19 protein-coding genes are annotated in these 19015 nt (G+C 66.3%); 2 read left to right on the forward strand and 17 right to left on the reverse strand.

Annotation, left to right across the window (positions count from 1 at the left end):
- Positions 1-496 precede the first annotated feature (496 nt).
- Genes IEY49_RS18145 through IEY49_RS18200 form a run of 12 tightly spaced genes read right to left on the reverse strand, consistent with a single transcriptional unit; the run spans position 497 to position 12572 of the window.
- Entirely contained in the window at positions 497-1621 is a 1125-nt protein-coding gene (locus IEY49_RS18145; RefSeq protein WP_189011352.1) for an NAD(P)/FAD-dependent oxidoreductase, read from the reverse strand.
- Entirely contained in the window at positions 1618-2439 is an 822-nt protein-coding gene (locus IEY49_RS18150; protein WP_189011354.1) for an SDR family NAD(P)-dependent oxidoreductase, read from the reverse strand. The genes IEY49_RS18145 and IEY49_RS18150 overlap by 4 nt, the downstream gene beginning before the upstream one ends.
- A gap of 17 nt (positions 2440-2456) precedes the next feature.
- Positions 2457-4007 carry a 5-oxoprolinase subunit B/C family protein gene (locus IEY49_RS18155; protein WP_189011356.1) on the reverse strand — a complete coding sequence of 517 codons (1551 nt, stop codon included), beginning with the start codon at positions 4005-4007 and terminating at the stop codon, positions 2457-2459.
- Between the two features lie 3 nt (positions 4008-4010).
- A complete protein-coding gene (locus IEY49_RS18160) occupies positions 4011-5492 on the reverse strand; it encodes an aldehyde dehydrogenase (protein WP_189011358.1) in 1482 nt (493 codons plus the stop codon).
- A complete protein-coding gene (locus tag IEY49_RS18165) occupies positions 5489-5989 on the reverse strand; it encodes a MaoC family dehydratase (RefSeq protein ID WP_189011360.1) in 501 nt (166 codons plus the stop codon). Before IEY49_RS18165 ends, IEY49_RS18160 begins: the two co-directional genes overlap by 4 nt.
- Positions 5986-6909 carry an HpcH/HpaI aldolase/citrate lyase family protein gene (locus IEY49_RS18170; RefSeq protein WP_189011361.1) on the reverse strand — a complete coding sequence of 308 codons (924 nt, stop codon included), beginning with the start codon at positions 6907-6909 and terminating at the stop codon, positions 5986-5988. The genes IEY49_RS18165 and IEY49_RS18170 overlap by 4 nt, the downstream gene beginning before the upstream one ends.
- Complete coding sequence (locus IEY49_RS18175) at positions 6906-8045, reverse strand: CaiB/BaiF CoA transferase family protein (RefSeq protein ID WP_189011363.1); 1140 nt, start codon at positions 8043-8045, stop codon at positions 6906-6908. Before IEY49_RS18175 ends, IEY49_RS18170 begins: the two co-directional genes overlap by 4 nt.
- Positions 8046-9209 (reverse strand): acyl-CoA dehydrogenase family protein, encoded by a 1164-nt coding sequence (locus tag IEY49_RS18180; RefSeq protein ID WP_229780899.1) that lies wholly within the window; start codon positions 9207-9209, stop codon positions 8046-8048.
- Positions 9206-9994 (reverse strand): LamB/YcsF family protein, encoded by a 789-nt coding sequence (locus IEY49_RS18185; protein WP_189011365.1) that lies wholly within the window; start codon positions 9992-9994, stop codon positions 9206-9208. The genes IEY49_RS18180 and IEY49_RS18185 overlap by 4 nt, the downstream gene beginning before the upstream one ends.
- Before the next feature lie 7 nt (positions 9995-10001).
- The gene (locus tag IEY49_RS18190; protein ID WP_189011367.1) at positions 10002-10595 is read right to left on the reverse strand and encodes a thiamine pyrophosphate-dependent enzyme; all 594 of its coding nucleotides are present in this window, start codon (positions 10593-10595) and stop codon (positions 10002-10004) included.
- Positions 10592-11143, reverse strand: coding sequence for a thiamine pyrophosphate-binding protein (locus IEY49_RS18195; RefSeq protein ID WP_189011368.1), 552 nt, complete (start codon positions 11141-11143; stop codon positions 10592-10594). The genes IEY49_RS18190 and IEY49_RS18195 overlap by 4 nt, the downstream gene beginning before the upstream one ends.
- A complete protein-coding gene (locus IEY49_RS18200; RefSeq protein WP_189011370.1) occupies positions 11136-12572 on the reverse strand; it encodes an MmgE/PrpD family protein in 1437 nt (478 codons plus the stop codon). Before IEY49_RS18200 ends, IEY49_RS18195 begins: the two co-directional genes overlap by 8 nt.
- A gap of 424 nt (positions 12573-12996) precedes the next feature.
- Between IEY49_RS18200 and IEY49_RS18205 the strand changes: the two genes are divergently transcribed.
- Together IEY49_RS18205 and IEY49_RS18215 are read left to right on the forward strand one after the other, a co-directional pair.
- Entirely contained in the window at positions 12997-13686 is a 690-nt protein-coding gene (locus tag IEY49_RS18205; protein WP_189011372.1) for an NAD(P)H-dependent oxidoreductase, read from the forward strand.
- Positions 13687-14329: 643 nt separating this feature from the next.
- Entirely contained in the window at positions 14330-15073 is a 744-nt protein-coding gene (locus IEY49_RS18215; protein WP_189011376.1) for an AraC family transcriptional regulator, read from the forward strand.
- Here the strand turns inward: IEY49_RS18215 and IEY49_RS18220 are convergent.
- The 5 genes from IEY49_RS18220 to IEY49_RS18240 form a co-directional block, all read right to left on the reverse strand.
- On the reverse strand, positions 15043-15504 hold the full coding sequence (locus tag IEY49_RS18220; protein WP_189011378.1) for a TolB family protein: 462 nt from the start codon (positions 15502-15504) through the stop codon (positions 15043-15045). The two genes, IEY49_RS18215 and IEY49_RS18220, sit on opposite strands and share 31 nt — an antisense overlap.
- Positions 15505-15755: 251 nt before the next feature.
- Positions 15756-16175: an SMI1/KNR4 family protein gene (locus IEY49_RS18225; RefSeq protein ID WP_189011380.1), complete on the reverse strand. Its 420-nt coding sequence runs from the start codon at positions 16173-16175 to the stop codon at positions 15756-15758.
- 276 nt (positions 16176-16451) lie between these two features.
- Positions 16452-16844 carry a hypothetical protein gene (locus IEY49_RS18230; protein ID WP_229780900.1) on the reverse strand — a complete coding sequence of 131 codons (393 nt, stop codon included), beginning with the start codon at positions 16842-16844 and terminating at the stop codon, positions 16452-16454.
- Positions 16845-17100: 256 nt separating this feature from the next.
- The gene (locus tag IEY49_RS18235) at positions 17101-18291 is read right to left on the reverse strand and encodes an acyltransferase family protein (protein ID WP_189011382.1); all 1191 of its coding nucleotides are present in this window, start codon (positions 18289-18291) and stop codon (positions 17101-17103) included.
- Between the two features lie 87 nt (positions 18292-18378).
- Positions 18379-18921 carry a hypothetical protein gene (locus IEY49_RS18240; protein ID WP_189011384.1) on the reverse strand — a complete coding sequence of 181 codons (543 nt, stop codon included), beginning with the start codon at positions 18919-18921 and terminating at the stop codon, positions 18379-18381.
- Positions 18922-19015 lie beyond the last annotated feature (94 nt).

Consider the following 19015-nt stretch of genomic DNA (forward strand, 5'->3'; position numbering starts at 1 on the left):
CGGGCCTGGAGAAATGCTCCCCTGAGCCGGATCAGTACAAGTGGACCCGTTCCACCCCCGGGGAAGCGGTGGGGGCCCTGATGGACTGTCAAGCGCAAGAGAGCGGGTCTGCCCGGAGAACCGCCTCCGAACATGGCGTTCCACCTGTTAAGGGTCGAGGACAACGAAGCTGACGTCCTGCTGGAAGTCCCGCTTAAACACGCTGTCCCTGACCTCACCTCATTCACCCCAGATGGACCTCCAGCGCCAGAAGGCCCCTTCCACCTCGGGACGCCCCGTGAAAGAAAGAATGGGTCTCGACGACCTCCGTGGGGACAAGTCTGTGCAGGAAGTCGGCTCCCTCCTTCGTGGAGGGTAGACTGCGCGGACCCCACAATCAGCACGCTGGCCGGGTGAAGTCGGCGGGGCCGTCCCGTTTCCTTGTGGAGCGGGACGTTGCACGTTCCACCGGCACCCGTGACAGGGCAGGTTAATTCTTCCAGACGAGGAGGAATGCTCAGACCTGAATATCGGTCAGGCCGTTCGGTACCTGCTTGAACCGCTCATACCGCAGCGGCGAGAGGTCAATAAAAGGTGCCTCCCCCAGAGCTTCCTGCGCGATCACGCGGGCGATGGCGGCCGCCTGCATCACCCCATGCCCGGAAAAACCGCAGGCATTGAGCCAGCCGTCGGCCCCCGGCAGGCGGCCCACGATGGCCTGATGGTCTGGCGTCACCTCGTAATAGCCCCACCAGCTGGCGCGCCGGTCGAGCGAGGCCGCCTCCAGCCACGGAAAGCGGGTCATGGCCGCCTCCAGGGTAGGTTCCAGCCACGCCCACTCCATGCCTTCGCGCCACCCGACGTCCGCCGGGTCCGCGCGCCCCAGGATGATGCGTTCCCCTTCAGAACGCAGCCACACGCCGCTTGCCAGGTCGAAGATCATCGGCAGAGGCCGTGCCAACGTGATGGGTCCCGTGGTGAAGACCATTCGCCGCGCGGGCTGAACAGGAATCTCCAGCCCTGCCAGCGCACCCACCTCACCGGACCAGGCGCCACTCGCGTTGACCAGCAGGGGAGCTTCCACCCGTCCAGCTGGCGTGCTCAGCTGCCAGACTTCACCGTCACGCCGGATGCCCGTCACCGGGGTGTCCAGCAGAAAGCGTGCGCCGGCCTCCCGGGCGCGGTTCACGTAAGCCATCGTCAATCCGTGGGCGTCCACATGACCGTCTGTCCCGCAGAATGTGCAGCCGCCCAGTCCATCCGGCAGGAATTCGGCGTGCACCTGGGCGTCTTCCGGCGTCAGCTGCTCGGTCGGCACGCCCAGGCGGTGCTGAAGCTCAACTCCAGCCTGATGGGCCGGCCACTGCGCTTCAGGCACCAGCAGCAGGTACCCGCCCGGGTGGTACCCCGATTCGGGCATGGCCGCGTACTCCTCAATGCTGTGCTTTGACAGGAGGATGTTCGTCTCTGACGTGAACTGCGCGCGAACGCCCGCGGCACTCTTGCCGGTCGAGCCACCCGCGGGGCTGCCCTGCTCCAGGACCACGACCTTGAGGCCCCGCTCGGCCAGCCGCCAGGCGCAGGCGGCGCCGATGATGCCCGCACCGATCACGGCCACGTCCCAGCCCGCGCCGGCAGTCATGCGAGGTCCGCCTCGATCACCGGGAAGCCCTCCACGGGGAAAGTGTCCACGTTCGCCGAGCGTTGCTGCACCAGCACGCCGCCATCCACCGAGATGAACTGACCGGTGACGTACGCCGCGTCGTCCGACGCCAGGAACAGGGCCGCTCCGGTCATGTCCTCGGCCACGCCGTAACGGCCCAGTGGTACGGTCTTCTCACGCACGCGCAGCTGCTCTTCTGTCAGGCCGTAGGTGTTGATGAACCCAGGCACCACGCCGTTCACCCGGATGCCGTACGGAGCCAGGTCCAGCGCCATGGCCCGCGTCATGGCCTCAATGCCGCCTTTGGTCGCGTCGTACGCGACGTTACCCCGGTGCGCGCGGGTCGCTCCACCCGACGAGGTGCTGATAATGACGCCTTTGCGCCGCCGGGCCATGACCCGCGCGGCCCGGTGGGAGCAGAGAAACACACTTTTCAGGTTCACCTCGATGATGCGGTCCCACCAGCCTTCGTCGCCCTCCAGGAAGTGCCGGGTGGTGTCGATCAGGCCGGCATTGTTGTACAGCACGTCCACATGGCCCAGGTTCGTTTCGACAAGCGTGAACATGGCGTCCACCTGCTGCGCGTCCGACACGTCGGCCGGCACCGCCAACGCGCGCCCGCCGGCTGCGGTGATGCTGTCCACCACGGCCCGCACCGCGTCTTCCTTCAGGTCATTGACGGCCACCTGGGCGCCCTCCTGTGCAAAACGTTCCGCCACGGCGCGGCCGATGCCCCCTGCGGCGCCAGTCACCAGCACCACCCGGCCTTCACATCGGTTGACAAGACTGTTCATCATAGGGTCCTCCCTGAAACTCATGCCCGCATGAACCAGCGGCGCGGCCAGCTGTCCGGCCCGCCAGACACGTGGGGGCGAAAGTGGATCACTTGATTGGGTCGCAGCTGGGCGGCCAGTGGCAGGTCGTCTGGATGGATCACGGCCGGCTTGTGGTACCCGCCGATACGGCCCCGGTCACTGAGCAGCAAGATGGCCTGCCCGGCCGGCGTGACCTGCACCGCGCCGTGAGGCGTGGCTTCACTGACCACCTGCCCCCCTGGTACAGCCGGCCCCTCAAGCCGGATCCCCATCCGGTCCCCTTCACGGACGCGGTACGGAGCACTCCCCAGCGCGACAAGCGCCTCATAGGTCGCCTGAGGACCCGGCAGGAGTCTCAACGTCACCTCGGCAGGGAGATTGGGCAGCGAGGCGGTGGCCCCAGGCTCACGGGCCGGCTCACGGCCCAGCCCCAGCACGTCACCTGCCCTCAAGGGGCGGCCAATACGGCCGGTGCGGTCGACACTGCTGCTGCCCAGGAAGGGCCGCGTGTCCAGGCCGCCCGCCACCGCCAGGTAGCACCGGGCGCCTTCCCCGGTCGGCGTGAAGCGCAGGGTTTCACCAGAACGCAACACGAAAGAGGCCTGTGCGGGGACGGGGCGACCGGCGACCTGTCCGGTCATCCCGTAGCCCACCGCGGCCAGCACAACGTCCTGCAAGGCCGTGAGGATGGGCCCCAGCAGCGTGAGTTCGAGCAGCGGAGTGCCTGGGGGGTTACCGGCGACGTGATTGGCCAGGGCCGCGGCGCGCTCATCAAGAGGACCGCTGCGGGCCATGCCGTGGTGCGCCTGAAGAAAGCGGCCCTCATCAACGAGCAGGTCAAGCAGTCCCGGTTTCTCGACCCGCAGGGCCGGGCGGGCCGGCACGTCAGGCCACAGCGGGCGGATGCCCGGCACCCCCGGCGCCTCCCCCGACGCCTCGACAAACCGGACCGTATCCCCAGGCGAGAGAAGAAAGGGCGCGTCCCGGTTCGGGTCGTAGATGGTCGTGAGGGCCGTGCCGAGCAGATGCCACCCGCCCGGAGAAGGCAGGACATACACGCAGCTTTGCGCGTTGGCCACTGCGACCGCGTTGAACGGCACCTTCAGGCGCGGCGTGTCCCGCCGGGGGAGGCGCAGGGCGTCCGGCACCTCCCCCAGGAAGGGGAACCCGGGCGTGAACCCGACCGCGTACACGTGGTACTCCGGCCCTGTATGCAAGTGAATCACTCCGCGCTCACTCAGCCCGGTCCGTGAGGCGACATCTGCGAGATCCTCACCGTCGTACCGGACGGGGAGCGTCACGGGTGGCCGGACCTCGTGGGCGGTCCCCAGCGCCGCCGGCAGGTGCGTCCTCACCCACTCACAGACGACAGTCCGGTCGGTCCGGGCAGCGTCGTACTCCACGTACAGGTTGACGTACCCCGGGTACAGATCCGTCACCCCGGTGATCAGGTCCTCGCGCAGGGCCCGGTGCAGGGCATGCAGGCGGCAGTTGTCACCACGGTTCAGTTCCGTGCCGAACGTCACGTAGAAGCCTTCAAGCCGCCGCACGGGTCAGCCGATCGTGAACGGGTCGCGGGTGGCGCCGCTCAACTCCACCCAGACGGTCTTCGTGTCCAGGTATTCGTGGACCGCCTCCAGGGAATTCTCGCGGCCGATGCCGCTGTGCTTGAAGCCGCCGAAGGGCGCGTTGTAACTCACCGCGCGGTAGGCGTTGACCCAGACGGTGCCCGCTCTGATCGCGTGCGCGGCACGGTGCGCACGCTGGACATCCCTCGTCCAGACGCCCGCCGCCAAGGCGTAGCGCGAGTCATTCGCCAGGCGCACAGCTTCAGCCTCGTCCTTGAAGGTCAGCACCGACAGCACGGGGCCGAAGATTTCCTCCGCGGCCAGACTCATGCGGCTGTGAACCCCGGTAAAGATCGTCGGCTCCACGAAGAACCCCGCGTCCAGGTCACCACCCGCGGCACGCCGTCCGCCGGTCACCAGCGTGGCGCCTTCCTGCACGCCTGCCTCACAGCGGCGCAGGATGCCCTCCAGATGCGCCCGGAAGGCGACAGGGCCCATCTCCGTCTCCGGATCGAGCGGGTCACCCAGTTTGATGGTCCGCGCCCGGTTTGCCACCCGCAACACCAGCTCATCGTGGACCGACTCCTGCACCAGCAGCCTGGATCCGGCGATGCAGGTCTGCCCGCCCGCCGCGAAAATCCCGGCGATCACACCGTTGGCTGCCGCGTCCAAGTCCGCGTCCTCGAAGACGACGTTCGGGCTTTTGCCACCCAGCTCCAGGCTGACTTTGGCGAGGTGCCCCATGGCGGCCTGACCCACCTTGATGCCCACTTCGGTGCTGCCGGTAAAGGCCACCTTGTCCACGCCCGGGTGAGCTACGAGCGCCGCACCGACCGCCGCACCACCGGTGACCACGTTGAACACGCCAGGCGGAAAGCCCGCTTCCTCCACCCGCCGGGCAAACTCCAACGCCGACACGGGGGTCTGGTCCGCGGGCTTCACGACCACCGTGCAACCCGCCGCGAGCAGCGGGGCAAGTTTCCAGGTGAGCAGCAGCAGCGGAGAATTCCACGGCACGATGGCCGCCACCACCCCAACCGGCTCGCGGCGGGTGTAGATGAAGTAATTGGGTTTATCGCTGGGAATGGTCTCCCCGTGCAGCTTGTCCGCGGCGCCCGCGTAGTACTCGTACCATTCCGGCAGGACCCGGCACTGAGCGCGCATTTCCCGCAGCAGCTTGCCGTTGTCTCGCGTCTCGATCTCCCCCAGCAGGTCCGCGTCGCGTTCCAGGATCTGAGCGAGCCGGTGGATGAGCTTCGAGCGCTGCCGCCCTGTCAGGCGGCCCCAGGGACCCTCATCCAGGGCGCTGCGGGCGGCGCGCACGGCCGTGTTCACGTCTTCCGGCCCGGCTTCAGGTACGCACGCCCAGGCCTGCCCGGTGTACGGGTTGACGGTCTCAACCAGCGCGCCAGACTGCGCGGGGACGAACTGACCGCCGATGTACAGCGGGTACTCGGGCAGGGTCATGGGGTCTCCTTCATGCTGGGCCTGGAAGTGACGCTCGGCACATACCCTTGGCGGTACACCAGAACGGTGCGTTTGAATTCCAGGACGACCGTGCCGTGCTGGTTGTACCCGGACGTCTTGAACGTCAGGACCCCCTGGTGAGGGCGCGAGCGCGATTCACGCAGGGACAGCACTTCGCTGCGCGCGTACACCGTGTCCCCCTCGAACAGCGGGTGGGGGAGTCGCACTTCATCCCAGCCGAGGTTCACGGCGTTCTGCGACATGTCCGACACAGACAACCCTGTCACGAGCGCGATGGTGAACGCACTGTTCACCAGGGGCCGACCGAACTCGGTGTGGGCGGCGTAATGCGCGTCGAAGTGAATGGGATTGGTGTTGTTCGTGAGCAGGGTAAACCAGATGTTGTCGTTCTGGGTGACGGTCCGGCCGAGAGGGTGCTCGATCACCTGGCCGGGTTCGAAATCCTCGAAGCAGCGGCCGCTGGGGGGGGTCGTCATGGGGTTCTCCTTTCCTGGGCGTGACGGTGCAGGGTGACCTGCGCCATGCGGATGTTCGCGGCGTCCACCATCCGGCCTTCCAGGCTGACCGCGGGGCGGCATGAAGCCGAAGCGAAGGGGCGTGGCGCGACGACCGCCTGTGCGTGCGCCACCTCCTGAGGAGTGTGGGAGAACGCGACATTGACCCGATTCAGCTGCCCGGGATGAATGCACTGCTTTCCGTCGAAGCCCAGCCCACGCGCGATGCGGGTCGAGCGGATCAGGCCGTCCGGGTGGTCCAGCCGGGCATACGGGCCATCCAGGCAGCGCAGCCCGTGGGCGCGGGCGGCCAGGACGATGGACTGCATCACGTGATGCCAGCGGTCACCCGGGTAATCGGCGTCGTAATCGCCGCGTTCCCCGATGTGCTCCAGGGGCATCCGCGCACTCGCCGCGAAGTCACCCGGCCCGAAAATCAGGGATTCCAGGCGGGAGGAGGCCGCGGCAATCTCACGGATGTTCAGGACGCCGGCTGCCGTTTCAATCTGCACTTCGATGCCGGTGGGCTGCGTGAGGCCAGTGGCCGCTTCCACCTGCGTCAACAGGGTCACCACGAACTGCACGTCGCGGGCTGCGTTGGCTTTGGGCAGCATGACGAGATCCAGCTTCTCGCCTGCGGCCTCGACCACCTCGATCAGGTCGCGGTAGGCGAACGGGGTGTCCAGGCTGTTCAGGCGAACCACCCGGAGCCGCCCTCCAAATTCGAGTTCTGTCAGGGCGCGGATCACGTTCACCCGGGCGGTGAGCTTCTCCTCCACCGGCACGGCATCCTCGAGGTCCAGCACGACCGCGTCTGCCGGGCTGATCACGGCCTTCTCGATCATGCGCCAGCGGTGCGCGGGCACGAACAGCTGACTGCGTTCCAGACGCGAGGGAATCATGGGGCGCGCTCCAGTTCGGCCAGGACCTCGGCGGTGTGTTCTCCCAGGGCAGGCACCCGGCCCATTCGTGGGGAGACACTTTCGAGATTGTGAGGGGGCAGCAGGGCCGGGATGCTGCCCGCCGGCGTTTGAACCTCGGTCCAGCGCTGACGGTCCTGCAACTGAGGATGGTCCACCACATCCTGCACGCTGTTGACCTGGGCGCTGGCAATCCCAGCCTGCTCCAGGCGGTCACTGACTTCCCCCCGGGTCAGGGATCCAAAGGCCGTTTCGATGGTGCCTTCGAGGGCCTGGCGGTGCGTGAGCCGCGCCTGATTGGTGGCGTAGCGTTCATCGCTGGCCAGGTCAGGCTGCTCCAGCACACCAGCGCAGAACTTCACCCATTCGCGTTCGTTCTGGACGGCAAACATCACCTGACCATCTGCGCAGCGGTAGGCGCCGTAGGGGACGATCATGTTGTGTCGCAGGCCTGCGCGACCGGGAGCTCGGCCCAGCCCGATCAGGCTGTACATCGGGGGCATCATCCATTCGGTGAGCGCCTCGAACATGGAGATCTCGATGCGATCGCCCTGTCCCGTGCGGCCGCGGGTCAGCAGGGCCGCGAGGATGCTGGAATGGGCGTACAGTCCGCTGGCAATATCCGCCACCGAGATGCCCACCTTGGCGGGCTCGTCAGCGCTGCCGGTGAGTGACACGACGCCCGCTTCCGCCTGAATCAGCATGTCGTACGCCTTTTTATGGGCGTAGGAGCCGGACAGGCCGTACCCGGAGATGGACACCCAGATCAAGCGGGGAAAGCGCTCGCGAACCGTGTCCCACCCGAAGCCCAGGCGCTCGACCGCCCCGGGCAGCAGGTTGTGCACGAACACATCCGCGCCGGCCAGCAAGGCCTCCAGGGCCGTCACCCCTTCCGGACTTTTCAGATCCAGCACCACGCTGCGCTTGCCGCGGTTGAGCCAGGCGAAGTAGGCGGAGACCCCGTCCAGGGCGCCGTCGTAGCCGCGCGCGAGGTCACCTTCCCCAGGACGCTCGATCTTGATGACGTCGGCCCCCAGGTCCGCCAGCTGCCGCGAGCAGAAGGGCCCGGCGACGGCCTGTTCCAGCGTGATTACCCGCAGGCCTTCCAGTGGAAGCATCTAGTACGACCTCGGCATGCCCAGGACCTTCTCACCGATAAACGACAGGATCAGGTTGGTACTGATCGGCGCGACCTGATACAGCCGCGTCTCGCGAAATTTGCGCTCCACGTCGTATTCGGCGGCAAAGCCGAACCCTCCATGGGTTTGCAGGCACGCGTTGGCCGCTTCCCAGGACGCGTCGGCCGCCAGCAGCTTGGCCATGTTGGCTTCGGCGCCGCAGGGCTGGCCCGCGTCGAACAGGGCGGCCGCCTCGTAGCGCATCAGGTCAGCGGCGCGCACGTTCACGTACGCCCGGGCAATCGGGAACTGCACGCCCTGGTTCTGCCCGATCGGCCGGTCGAACACCACCCGCTCCCCGGCGTAGCGGCTGGACCGGTCGGTGAACCAGTAGCCGTCCCCGACGCACTCCGCCGCGATCAGGATCCGCTCGGCGTTCATGCCGTCCAGCACATACCGGAAGCCCTGGCCCTCCTGGCCGATCAGACTGCTGGCTGGAATCTCCAGGTCGTCGAAGAACACCTCGTTCGTTTCGTGGCCCACCATGTTCTGGATGGGCCGCACCGTCATGCGGCTGCGGTCGATGGTGCTGAGGTCCACCAGGAACGTCGAGAGCCCTTCAGTCTTCTTACGGACGTCCGCCAGGGGCGTGGTCCGGGCCAGGAGCAGCAGCAGGTCGGAATGCTGAAGGCGGGAGGTCCACACCTTCTGCCCGTTGATCACGTACGTGTCGCCCCGGCGCACGGCGGTCGTCTTCAGGCGGGTGGTGTCAGAGCCGGTGGTGGGCTCGGTCACTCCGAACGACTGGAGGCGCAGTTCACCGCTGGCGATGCGCGGCAGGTAGTGCGATTTCTGCTCGTCCGAACCGTGGCGCAGCAGGGTGCCCATGATGTACATCTGCGCGTGGCAGGCGCCGGAGTTCGCGCCGGAGCGGTTGACTTCTTCAAGGATGACGCTCGCCTCGGTCAGGCCCAGGCCCGCACCCCCGTACTCCTCGGGGATGAGTGCGGCGAGCCAGCCGGCCTGGGTCAGAGCAGCCACGAACGCCTCGGGGTAACCGGCGCGTTCGGCCTCCAGCCAGTACTGGGTGTCGAAGCGGGCGCACAGGTCACGCACCGGTTCACGCAGTTCGGGATAGGTCATGGTCGGGCGGGTCAGGGTCACGAAGGCACCTCGGGGGACGACAGGTGGGGCGCGGCGAAGGCGCGAATCTCGATGCCTTCGGCCTCCAGGGCGTGGCGGACAGCGCGGGCGATCTCGACGGCGTTGGGGTTGTCGCCGTGGATGCACAGGGTGTCCACCTCGAACTCGAAGAAACCGCCATCCAGGGCCTGAACCCGGCCTTCTTTCACCATGGTGACGGCGCGGCGGGCGGCCTCCTGCGGGTCGTGAATGCTGGACCCCGGCATGGAACGCGGCGCGAGGCGGCCATCCCGCAGGTAGGCCCGCTCCGGGAAGGTTTCCAGCACGACGGGAACGCCCAGGCGGCGCGCTTCGGTCTCCAGCAGGGTGGCCGGCAGGACGACCAGAGGCAGAGCGGGATGCACGTCGCGCACGGCCTGAGCGATCGCCTCCGCTGTCGGCGCGTGAGTCCAGCCGCGGGTGGACAGGGCGCCGTGCGCCTTGACGTGCCGGAGGGGTACGCCCATGGACGCCGCCATGCCGGCCAGGGCGGACACCTGGTACAGCACGTCCGCGTACACCTCGTCGGGGGCCGCTTCCAGGAGGCGCCGCCCGAAGCCCACCCGGTCAGGGAAGCCCGGGTGAGCCCCGACGCCCACGCCGAACTGCCGGGCGAGCTTGAGGGTGGCGTGCATGGTGACGGGATCCCCGGCGTGAAAGCCGCACGCGACATTCGCGGAGGACAGGAAGGGAAACAGCGCTTCGTCGTGCCCGAGCGTCCAGGCCCCGAAGCTTTCACCCACGTCAGCGTTCAGGTCAACGAACATGGTGCCCTCACTCGTAGATGGCCGTGGGGCCCAGCAGCGAGGCCCGCATGCGGTTTTTCAGGTAGGTACCGTCCCGGGGCGGGAGGGTCATGGGGTCGGCGGTCAGGGCCACCTTCACCACCGCCAGGAGGGGGCCCCCGCCGGCATGCAGGTCCGCCCGCAGGGCCGGCACGGCGCCCGGCTCACGGACCGTGGTGGTCCGCTCGAACCCGCAGGCCCGGGCCACGCCCGCCAGGTCCACGCCGGCGGCGGTGTGGGTGTGCTGCGCCCCTGTTTCCCCGTAGCGTTCGTTGTCCAGCACCACGATGCTCAGGTTGGACGGTCGTGTGGTCGCGATGGTGGACAGGGCGCCGAGGCCCATCAGCATCTCCCCGTCACCCGTGAAGACCACCACCGGCCGGTCCGGCTGGGCGAGGGCCAGGCCCAGGCCGAACATGGCCGCGCCGCCCATGGCGCCCCAGAGCGGAAAGTCCTGTGGGCTGTCAGACAGCGAAGCGAGGTCCCAGGCGGTGGCGCCCAAACCAGTGACGACCAGCAGGTCCCCGCGCTCCTCAAGCAGCTGGGCCATGACGGTCCGGCGTTCCAGTCTGGCGGCGTTCATTTGGTTCCTCCGAATTTCTTGGCGCCCAGCAGCTTCTGTGAGAGCAGCACGGCAACCGGGCTGTAGGTGCTGTACGCCAGACGCAGGGCGGCGTCCACCTCTCCCGGCAGGAGTTCAGGATCATCCACCCGCTGCACCAGGACGCCCATCGCCCGGAGGACATCCGGGGTGGCCTGACCCATCGGGACCTGCCAGGGGTTGAATTCTCCCCATTCGCCGCGCATGGTCACCAGGGTGACGAGGGGCATCTGGCAGGTTTTGAGCAGGGACAGCATGTTGATGCAGTTGCCGACGCCGCTCGACTGCATCAGCAGCACCGACCGCACGCCACCCACCCACGCGCCAGCCGCGAGGGCCACACCTTCCTCCTCGGTGGTGAGGGTCACGGCGCGCATGTCCGGATCCGCCTGGCAGCGCTCGATCAGGCCACGGTGCCCTCCGTCCGGTACGAAGGGGACCAGCCGGACGTCCTGCGCCTTGATAACGTCGTAGACCGCCTGAGACCACGTCCCGGCGGGGTTCTGAAAGGTGGAGACGGGTTCACTCATGTCGAACTCCTTGACACAGGGCATTCAGGTTCGCGCTGGCGACCGCCAGGTCGGGGATGTCTTCGAGCGTCCGGACCAGCGTGAGGGCGTGCTCAGCTGCGACAGCACCCAGGCGAGGTTCAACGAGCGCGCGGAATTTGGCTTCCAGTTCGGCCGTGCTGACCGGATTTTCCTGATTGCCGCGGGGGAAGTCGCCCCCCGCCCGGAGCACCTGGCCGTTTGTCAGTTCCACTTCCACACGCGCGGGCCAGGCGGCTGGGTACATGGCGGTCAGTTCCTCGGACACAGCGGGACGGACCCGGGGGAGCAGCCGGGCCAGGGTGCCCTGGATCACTCCCGAAGGACCAAAGCGGTCCTCACTGAATTGCGTCAGGCCCACCGCACCTTCCAGCAGCGCCGCACTCACCACGTACGCGAGGCTGAATTTTGCCTGGTACGGCGTGCGGGGGTTAAGTTCACTCACGATGTCCCAGCCGGGGCCGTAGGTGGCGACCCGCACTTCACGCACCTGTTCCAGCACCTGATCGGCATTCCACCCGTGTTCCTGACGCAGGGAGAGGGCCGCGTCGATGGCCGTGTGGGTGTGGCCGCAGCAGGAGTACAGCTTGTACCCGTTCTCGCTGACCTTCCAGACCTCGCCGAGGCCGGTGGTCACCCGCCGCGCGTCATGGACGGCACTGGTCGCCACGAAGAACCCCCGGGGGCCTTCCAGAATGGTGGGCGCGCCAGTGAAGCCGCGCCGGGCCAGGTCCGCGGCCATCACGCCGTTCATGGCGGCCTTGCCCGGGTGCAGCGTTTTGCTCATGGCGCCGCTCGCATTGAATTCCCACAAGCCGGCCGCCTGGGTGCCGGCGGTGCCCAGCGCGTCGAGCATCTGGCGCTCGTCGAGGCCCATCAGGGCACCGGCCGCGACCGCCGCGCCGAAGGTGGCGACTGTTCCCGTGGGGTGCCAGTGGCGGTAGTGGCTGGGGTTGACGGCTTCGCCGATCCGCAGCGCGGCGTCGTAGCCGAGCACGACGGCGCGCAGGAATGCGGCCCCGCCGAGGTGTTCGCGTTCGGCCACGGCGAGGGCGGCCGGAATGATTGGCGCGGCCGCATGAACGGTGGAGCCCTTGTGAATGTCGTCGAGTTCGAGGATGTGCGTGGCGACGCCGTTGGCGAGGGCTGCACCGGCGGCGCTGGCGCGCCCCGCACTGAAGACGCTGGCGTCGTCCGCGCGGCCAAGGTCGCGCACGAGGTCCTGCACGATGCGGGCGGGGGGTTCTACTGACCCTGCGAGCAGGGAGCCCAGCCCGTCGAGGACGCTGCGCCGGGCATCCTCCAGGGCGGAAGTGGGGATGGAGGGCGGATTCGCCACGAACGCGGCGAGGGTGGCACTGGTTCCAGCGTGGGTCACGCGGTTCTCCTTGAGCGGTAGGTTGCTGCTCATTGTCCTCCTGCCGCGACAGGGTGTCTTGAGCATTTCGCCAGGGTGGGCTGCGGAAATCGGCACAAGGATCAGAAGGCAGCCGATGAGCAGATGCAATTCCATCGCGTGTGGATGCGGCCGAACGCGTGGCGTCAGGTCGACCTGACCTGCGTGTCGCCTGGCCCGCCGCGGTGGCCGTGATGCGAATGAGGACCGTCCGGGCGTTGATGGCGGTCTCAGGTTCACGGCGACCCCTTATGCCGATTTCCGCAGGCTGGGGCAGTGATCCTGACAAGACAGCGCCTTCGCCGGGCGGAATAATGCCCGTATCGGTGGGCTGAGGCGAGGGGCACCGCTCCTGCGGGGAGACTCCCCTGCGGCACGCCATCCGAGGCCGCTCAGCGCCGCCCTTCCTTCATCCGCCTCGTCCCCAGGAGATGTGCCCATGCCCCACGCTTTGATCGTTCACGCCCACCCGGAACCTGATTCCTTCTGCTCCGCCCAGATGAGGGAAGCTGCGCAGGCCCTTGAAGCTCAGGGCTACACGGTCGAGATCAGCGACCTGTATGGGATGGGCTGGAACCCTGAACTCGGCCGGGATGACTTCGAGCATGAGCTGGTCGGGCACTTCAAACCTCAGGTCGAGCAGGTCAAGGCCGTCAATCACGGCACCTTCGCCCCGGACGTGGCGGCGGAGATCGAGAAGGTGCAGCGGGCGGACCTGCTGGTGTTCTCCTTCCCGATGTGGTGGTTCTCCCTGCCGGCCCTGCTCAAAGGCTGGGTGGACCGGGTCTTCGCGATGGGCGTGGCCTACGGCGGCAGCGTCGGCCGCTTTGAGACAGGAGGTTTTCAGGGCCGGCGGGCCATGCTGCTGTTCACGACCGGCAGCACCGAGGACATGTTCGGTTCTGGGGCGCGGGACGGCGAGATGGATGTCATCCTGTTTCACATCCAGCATGGCATGTTCTGTTTCGTCGGGTACTCCGTCCTGGCTCCCGTCATGAGTTTCAGCCCGGTGCGCAAGACCCCGGAGGAACGCGAGAAGCAACTGAGGCAGGTGCGGGAGGCTTTCTCGACCCTGGACGCCCGGCCCGTGCTGTCGTGGAACACCGGGCAGGCTGTGCCGAGTCACTGAACAGGGGCCGTGAGGCAGTTGCCCGTGTCCTGCGTCTCAGCGTCCTGATTCACCCCCAGGCCCGCTTCCCCTCAGGGCCCCTGCTGGAAGGAGCACCATGCCCGTGATCACGCTTCATACGCCGGATGTCCACTCCCCAGACCAGGCTCAGCAGGTGTCCGACGCGCTGGTCCAGCGCCTGTCGTCCACCCTGGCGGTGCCGCCGCACCTGCTGTGAGTGCATTTCGGGCCGTAGTCCTACGTGCAGGAAGGCCTACATGGCGCGGTCAGTGCGCCACACCTGGTCGTGACCGTCCTGGCCAACCCACGAACGGACGAGACGGTGCGTCAGGCCATGACTGAGATTGCGGAAACCCTGACCGGTCACCTGAACCTCGGCCCTCACCAGGTGTGGATTCATTGGACGGATCTTCCCCCAGGTCGAACTTTCGCGAATGGTCAGGTGTACTGAAAGGCATGGAGCCGCTGCCGCGGGCTTGCCCGCTCGGTGGAGAACGGGTCCAGTGACCGGTGTGGAATGGGCACGGACCCACCTCCAGCTACCGGAAGCAATGCGGGCCGTCCCGATCAAGACAGGGACGGCCCGATCCTGTGCGGAACTTGGCACACTTCCAGACCGGGCGTGGTGTGGCAAAGTGAACTCATGGAAGATCCCAGGGAGTGGTTGCGCCCCGCGCCCGACGGAAGCTGGCCGCTGGAAGCTTTGCTCGACGGTGCACCCGGTTTGATCTTCTTCGTCAAGGACGTTCAGGGACGGTATGTCAGCGTGAACGACACCTTGCGGCGTCGCAGCGGAGCTCAGCATAAGCGGGACGTGCTGGGCCGCACAGCCGCAGAAGTCTTCATGGGGGATCCTGGGCGGCGCTTCAACGAGCAGGACGTGCAGACCGTCCGTGACGGCCGCGAACTCCGGGACGTTCTGGAAATGTACTTCGGTCCGCAGGGCGAGCCGAGCTGGTGCCTGACGCACAAGATCCGACTGCGCAACGGCACAGGTCAGGTGGTGGGCCTGATCGGGATTTCACGTGACGTTCCCGCCAGCATCGAGCGGCACGAGGATTTCGCGCGGGTCGCTGAGGCGCTGAGTTACATGCACGAGCATCACAGCCGGTCGCTCCGCGTTTCCGCACTGGCGGCGCGCGCCGGCTTATCGGAGGACAGTTTCGAGCGGCTGATGCGGCGGGTGTGCCACATGACGCCGCAGCAATTCCTGATCAAAGTCCGGCTGGACGCGGCGGTGAGCCTGCTTCGGGAACCGAATCTCTCCATCTCCGAGATCGCGCACGCCTGCGGATACAGCGATCACAGCGCCTTCACCCGAAAGTTCCGGTCGGTCGCAGGGATCAGCCCGCAGGCCTACCGGGAGCGGGTCAGGCCCGTCGCATAACTCCCGTCCGGAGACCAGGATGGATTTCGGGCGACTCCGAGCGTACTGGTCAGGCTTCTGACTTCAGAACCGTCCGCGTTCATCACGTAAATGCCGGGGTTGGTGTCCCGGTTGGACTCGAAAGCAATGTGACGGCCATCGGGCGACCAGACGGGGTTCGAGTCTCCTGCCGGGTGGTTGGTCAGGTTGATCCGGCCGGTCCCGTCGGGGTTGATCGTGTGGATGTCTCCGAGTGTATTCCAGCCTGGAGAGTGGACGAAAGCAATCTTTCCGTTGGTTCCCGGGTAGGTCTGTGACCGCAGCGTCAGGGACGGGGGGGCATGGGTTTGTGCCACTGGTTGTCCGCACGCGACGAGCGCACACGTCAGCATGGCACCAGCGAAGGCAACCTTGGGTCTTGGCAGAGCGGCAACCTGGTGGGGAGACATCATGACTCACTCCTTCCTTGACGGTGAAAGGGAGACGGTGAACCTGGCTCGACAGCATCTGAGTGCTTTAGTTGTACTTGATGAGGGAAGCTCAAGCCGGGTTCAAGGCCGTGACGAACAGTTGCGCAAGCGGGTCAGCGGCCGACCGGGGAAGGGCGGCCTCACTGGCGTGAGAGCACACCCCGGAACACGGGTTGGCGACCATGACTCAGGTCAGGCAGGACCGCATGGCACGATCTGCGCGAGGAAATTCTTCAGACCTTGGGTGACCGGGTAGAGCGGGTACGACAGCCGGCCCCAGGCGTCCTCCGTGCGATGCTCCACACTCGCGAAATACGTTCCGTGCCGGTCGGTTGCAGCCGGTAACAGAACACGCTGCCGGCCGGGTCTGAGCAAAAGGGAACCAGGTCAGGGCCGATCATCTCCTCATACCAGTCGTACTCGTCTTCCAGTTCCCCACTGCCCAGGCCGTGCCAAAACGTGGGTTGCGCGGACAGAACGGGAGCATCCGGGATGGGAACATATCCTTCAGGAAGCACCCCGCCGTCCTGGATGAGCAGCAGGTACCGGTGGTGGGGAGACAGGGTGACGCCCCGGGAGGTTTCGAAAGCGTCCAGATCAATCTGGGTGACCGGGCGTGCCCCGGGGACCGGCTGGATGTCACTGAGTTGCATTTCTGCCAGTATGACCGTCTGTCAGTCGCGGGAGGAATTTCCCTCCAGGCCCCATCGGGGGTAGAAGCGGGGGTATGACACGTCCCGCGATGGCTTTAGCCGTGCCGGGGCGCGTGTTGTTTGTGCCCCTATCGGCCCTCCTGGAGCCAGGAACGCTAATCGAGACCCTGATTCTTGGATTGGCGGTAGGCACCTCCTTGTTGCTGCTCGTCCACCAGCAGGGACTGGCCCTGCTGGGCATCGGGGTTCCTGATGGTTTGCGGATGTCTTCATGGGTTACCGGGGTCTGGCCAGCGTGATTTTTCCACTGCCGGTGGCTTCGTCCAGCTGAGCAACGTAGAGGTGACCGTTGGTGCGGTTCTCAATGAGGTCGAGCGGGCTGGGGCTGAAGTTGGACAGGCCGGGTATGTTGGTTTCGGACCCGATGATGTCCTGGCTGCTGCCTCCCACGCTCAGTACGATGATGTCCTTACCGGCGCTGTAGCGCACCACCATCAGCTTGTTCTTCAGCGCTGAGGTCTGCGCGCTGGTGTACTCCTCGATCACGCCGTTAGGTGAGACATGCTCGCCGAAGTCGAAGGCAAAGCCGCGCCAGTTGCGGTCGGGAAGGACGCCAGCCTGGTTTGGTCCATATCGTTCCTTCCTAGAGTTGAGAGGGCGAAACGGCACGAATGAGGGATGGGCTTGAGGTTATGAGCCTGCGTTGTGTGGAGTGAAGGCATACGGCATGGCAGGCTCCTGGCACGGCGGCACAAGGCAGGAAGCTGACAACACTGGACGGCAATTTGAGTGCTTCCGTTGTATTTGATGAGAGAAGATAAATCCAGGCTCAAGATTCTGATGGCCAGTTACGCATTTCCTCTCGTCCGTAATCCGGTCAGGCCAATCGGTCCAGGCGTCTCCACCCACAGCCCAACGCAGCAGGTCACTGCTGTGCAGGATGATGAAGGGTGGAATCGGACACTGGTCCTCCACCATGGGCGGACCCGAATATCCTGCGTGGCCGCAGCCGGTCGCGCAGCGGCAACTCGATCAACCGCAAGGACAGCACGCTTCCCCCGATCAACCCAGCAATAGTCAGCCCGACGGCCAGGAACGGCACCGCGTACCCAGCGCGCTCCAGGGCCTCCAGAGCCTTAAACGCCACCCAGTGCAGGATGTACAGGCTGTAACTTGCCTCCCCCAGCAGCACCAGGGTGGGCCGCGAGAGCAGCCCAGAGCCCACGGTCGGCCCTGACGCGTACGCGAGGATGATGGCCGCGAACGGCAGGGTGTACGCCGCGTACGCGTGAATGGTCTGCCCCAGCACGCGGGTGACCAGGTCTTCGCTCCCACGCGGCAGCGCCCCCTTGAGCGCAATCCCCCCAAGAATGACTGCCCCCGCCACCAGCAGCGTCACCAGGCGTCCACGCGCACCGAGCTGGTAGCGGCGGTCACCTGCCTGTCCGCGCAGGAAGGCCGTGCCGATCACGCACCCGATCATGAATTCGAAGATTCGCAGGGCCGGTGAGGTATACGCGAAATCGAACCCACCACCGGTGCCAGCCAGGGCAGCGCGCACCACCAGAACGTGCAATGCCACTTGCACAGCCGCCAGACCCAGCGCTAGCCCGTACAGGTTCACCTGCGGCCGCAAGCGGATGAGGCGCACGGTAACCAGGGGGAACGTCAGGTAGAACACGGCTTCACACGCGATGGACCACGCCGGGGAATTCCAGACGGACTGGGACCCGGCACTGTACACCTGCACCAGGAGCAGTTCACGCAGCCACGACCCCCACGGAAAGCTCTCGAAGGGCAAGGCAGCCAGCGTCAGGGGGGTGATCAACACCAGGCCCAGCACATGCATGGGGTAGACGCGGGCGATCCGGGCCTGAAGAAAAGGTCTGACCGCCTCCCACTTCAGTCCGGACGCCGCAAACGTGCGCTGGTAGGTATACGTGAGGATGAAGCCGCTGAGCACGAAGAAGAACGCCACCCCGGTTGGTCCCATCCCCAGTAACTGCTGCACGCGTAACGGGAGCTCCGCGCCAGGGAAAAAGGAGAAATGGAAGAACACCACGATCAGGGCGGCAAAGAAACGCAGACTCGTGAGAACGCGGATGTGACCAGTCATGGGGCCCTCCCTCCTTCATTGGCGGATATGGGGACACGCCCGGACGGAAATTCAGGTCCCCCCACCTCCCCGCCTGGTCTCACTCGTTCAATGCACAGCTGGGTGCGTGCCTGTCATCCCTCGCCAGGTGGCGAGGGAGAACCCGAAGAAAATCCACGCGAGAGCAAAAGGAAGCAGAAGCCAGATTCTGTCGTCAAGCGTGTTCATGAACGGCACGACGGGTGCACTCAGCATCAAAAGGGTGGCAGGTATCCGGGAGGCGGGGCGCGCCACGATGGCGTGCAGTGCACCGAGCATGCAGGAGATCAGCAGCAGCCAGGAGCCAATCAGCAGCAGGGACCACTCGAAGGACATCCCGAACAGCATGAGCGGCACCGACAGGACGGCCAGCCCCACCGAGGCGAGCGCGAGCCGGGAGGACCGTGGTGCCGAACGCGGCGCAGCGTAAGCATTCCCGATAACGCCTAGGAGGACCAGCGTGGCCGAGCCGAGAAACCACAGACTTCCCGTCGAGTCATTGCTTGACACCCAGAGTGGTTGAGACTGGATTCTCACGATTTCCGCGACCATCAGAAGTCCGGCGAGTGTCCCAGCGATTCCAGCGAGTTGTATAAAGCGTGTCCCGGTCATGCTGATCTCCTTTGAAGGCGGTTGTCGGCCGCTCTGTGGGCGAGGTCAGGGAGGGCGGAAGCAACAGGCTTGATGGTGCTTTGAGTGCGACCCT

Source organism: Deinococcus malanensis, from assembly GCF_014647655.1.
Classification (GTDB): Bacteria; Deinococcota; Deinococci; order Deinococcales; family Deinococcaceae; genus Deinococcus; species Deinococcus malanensis.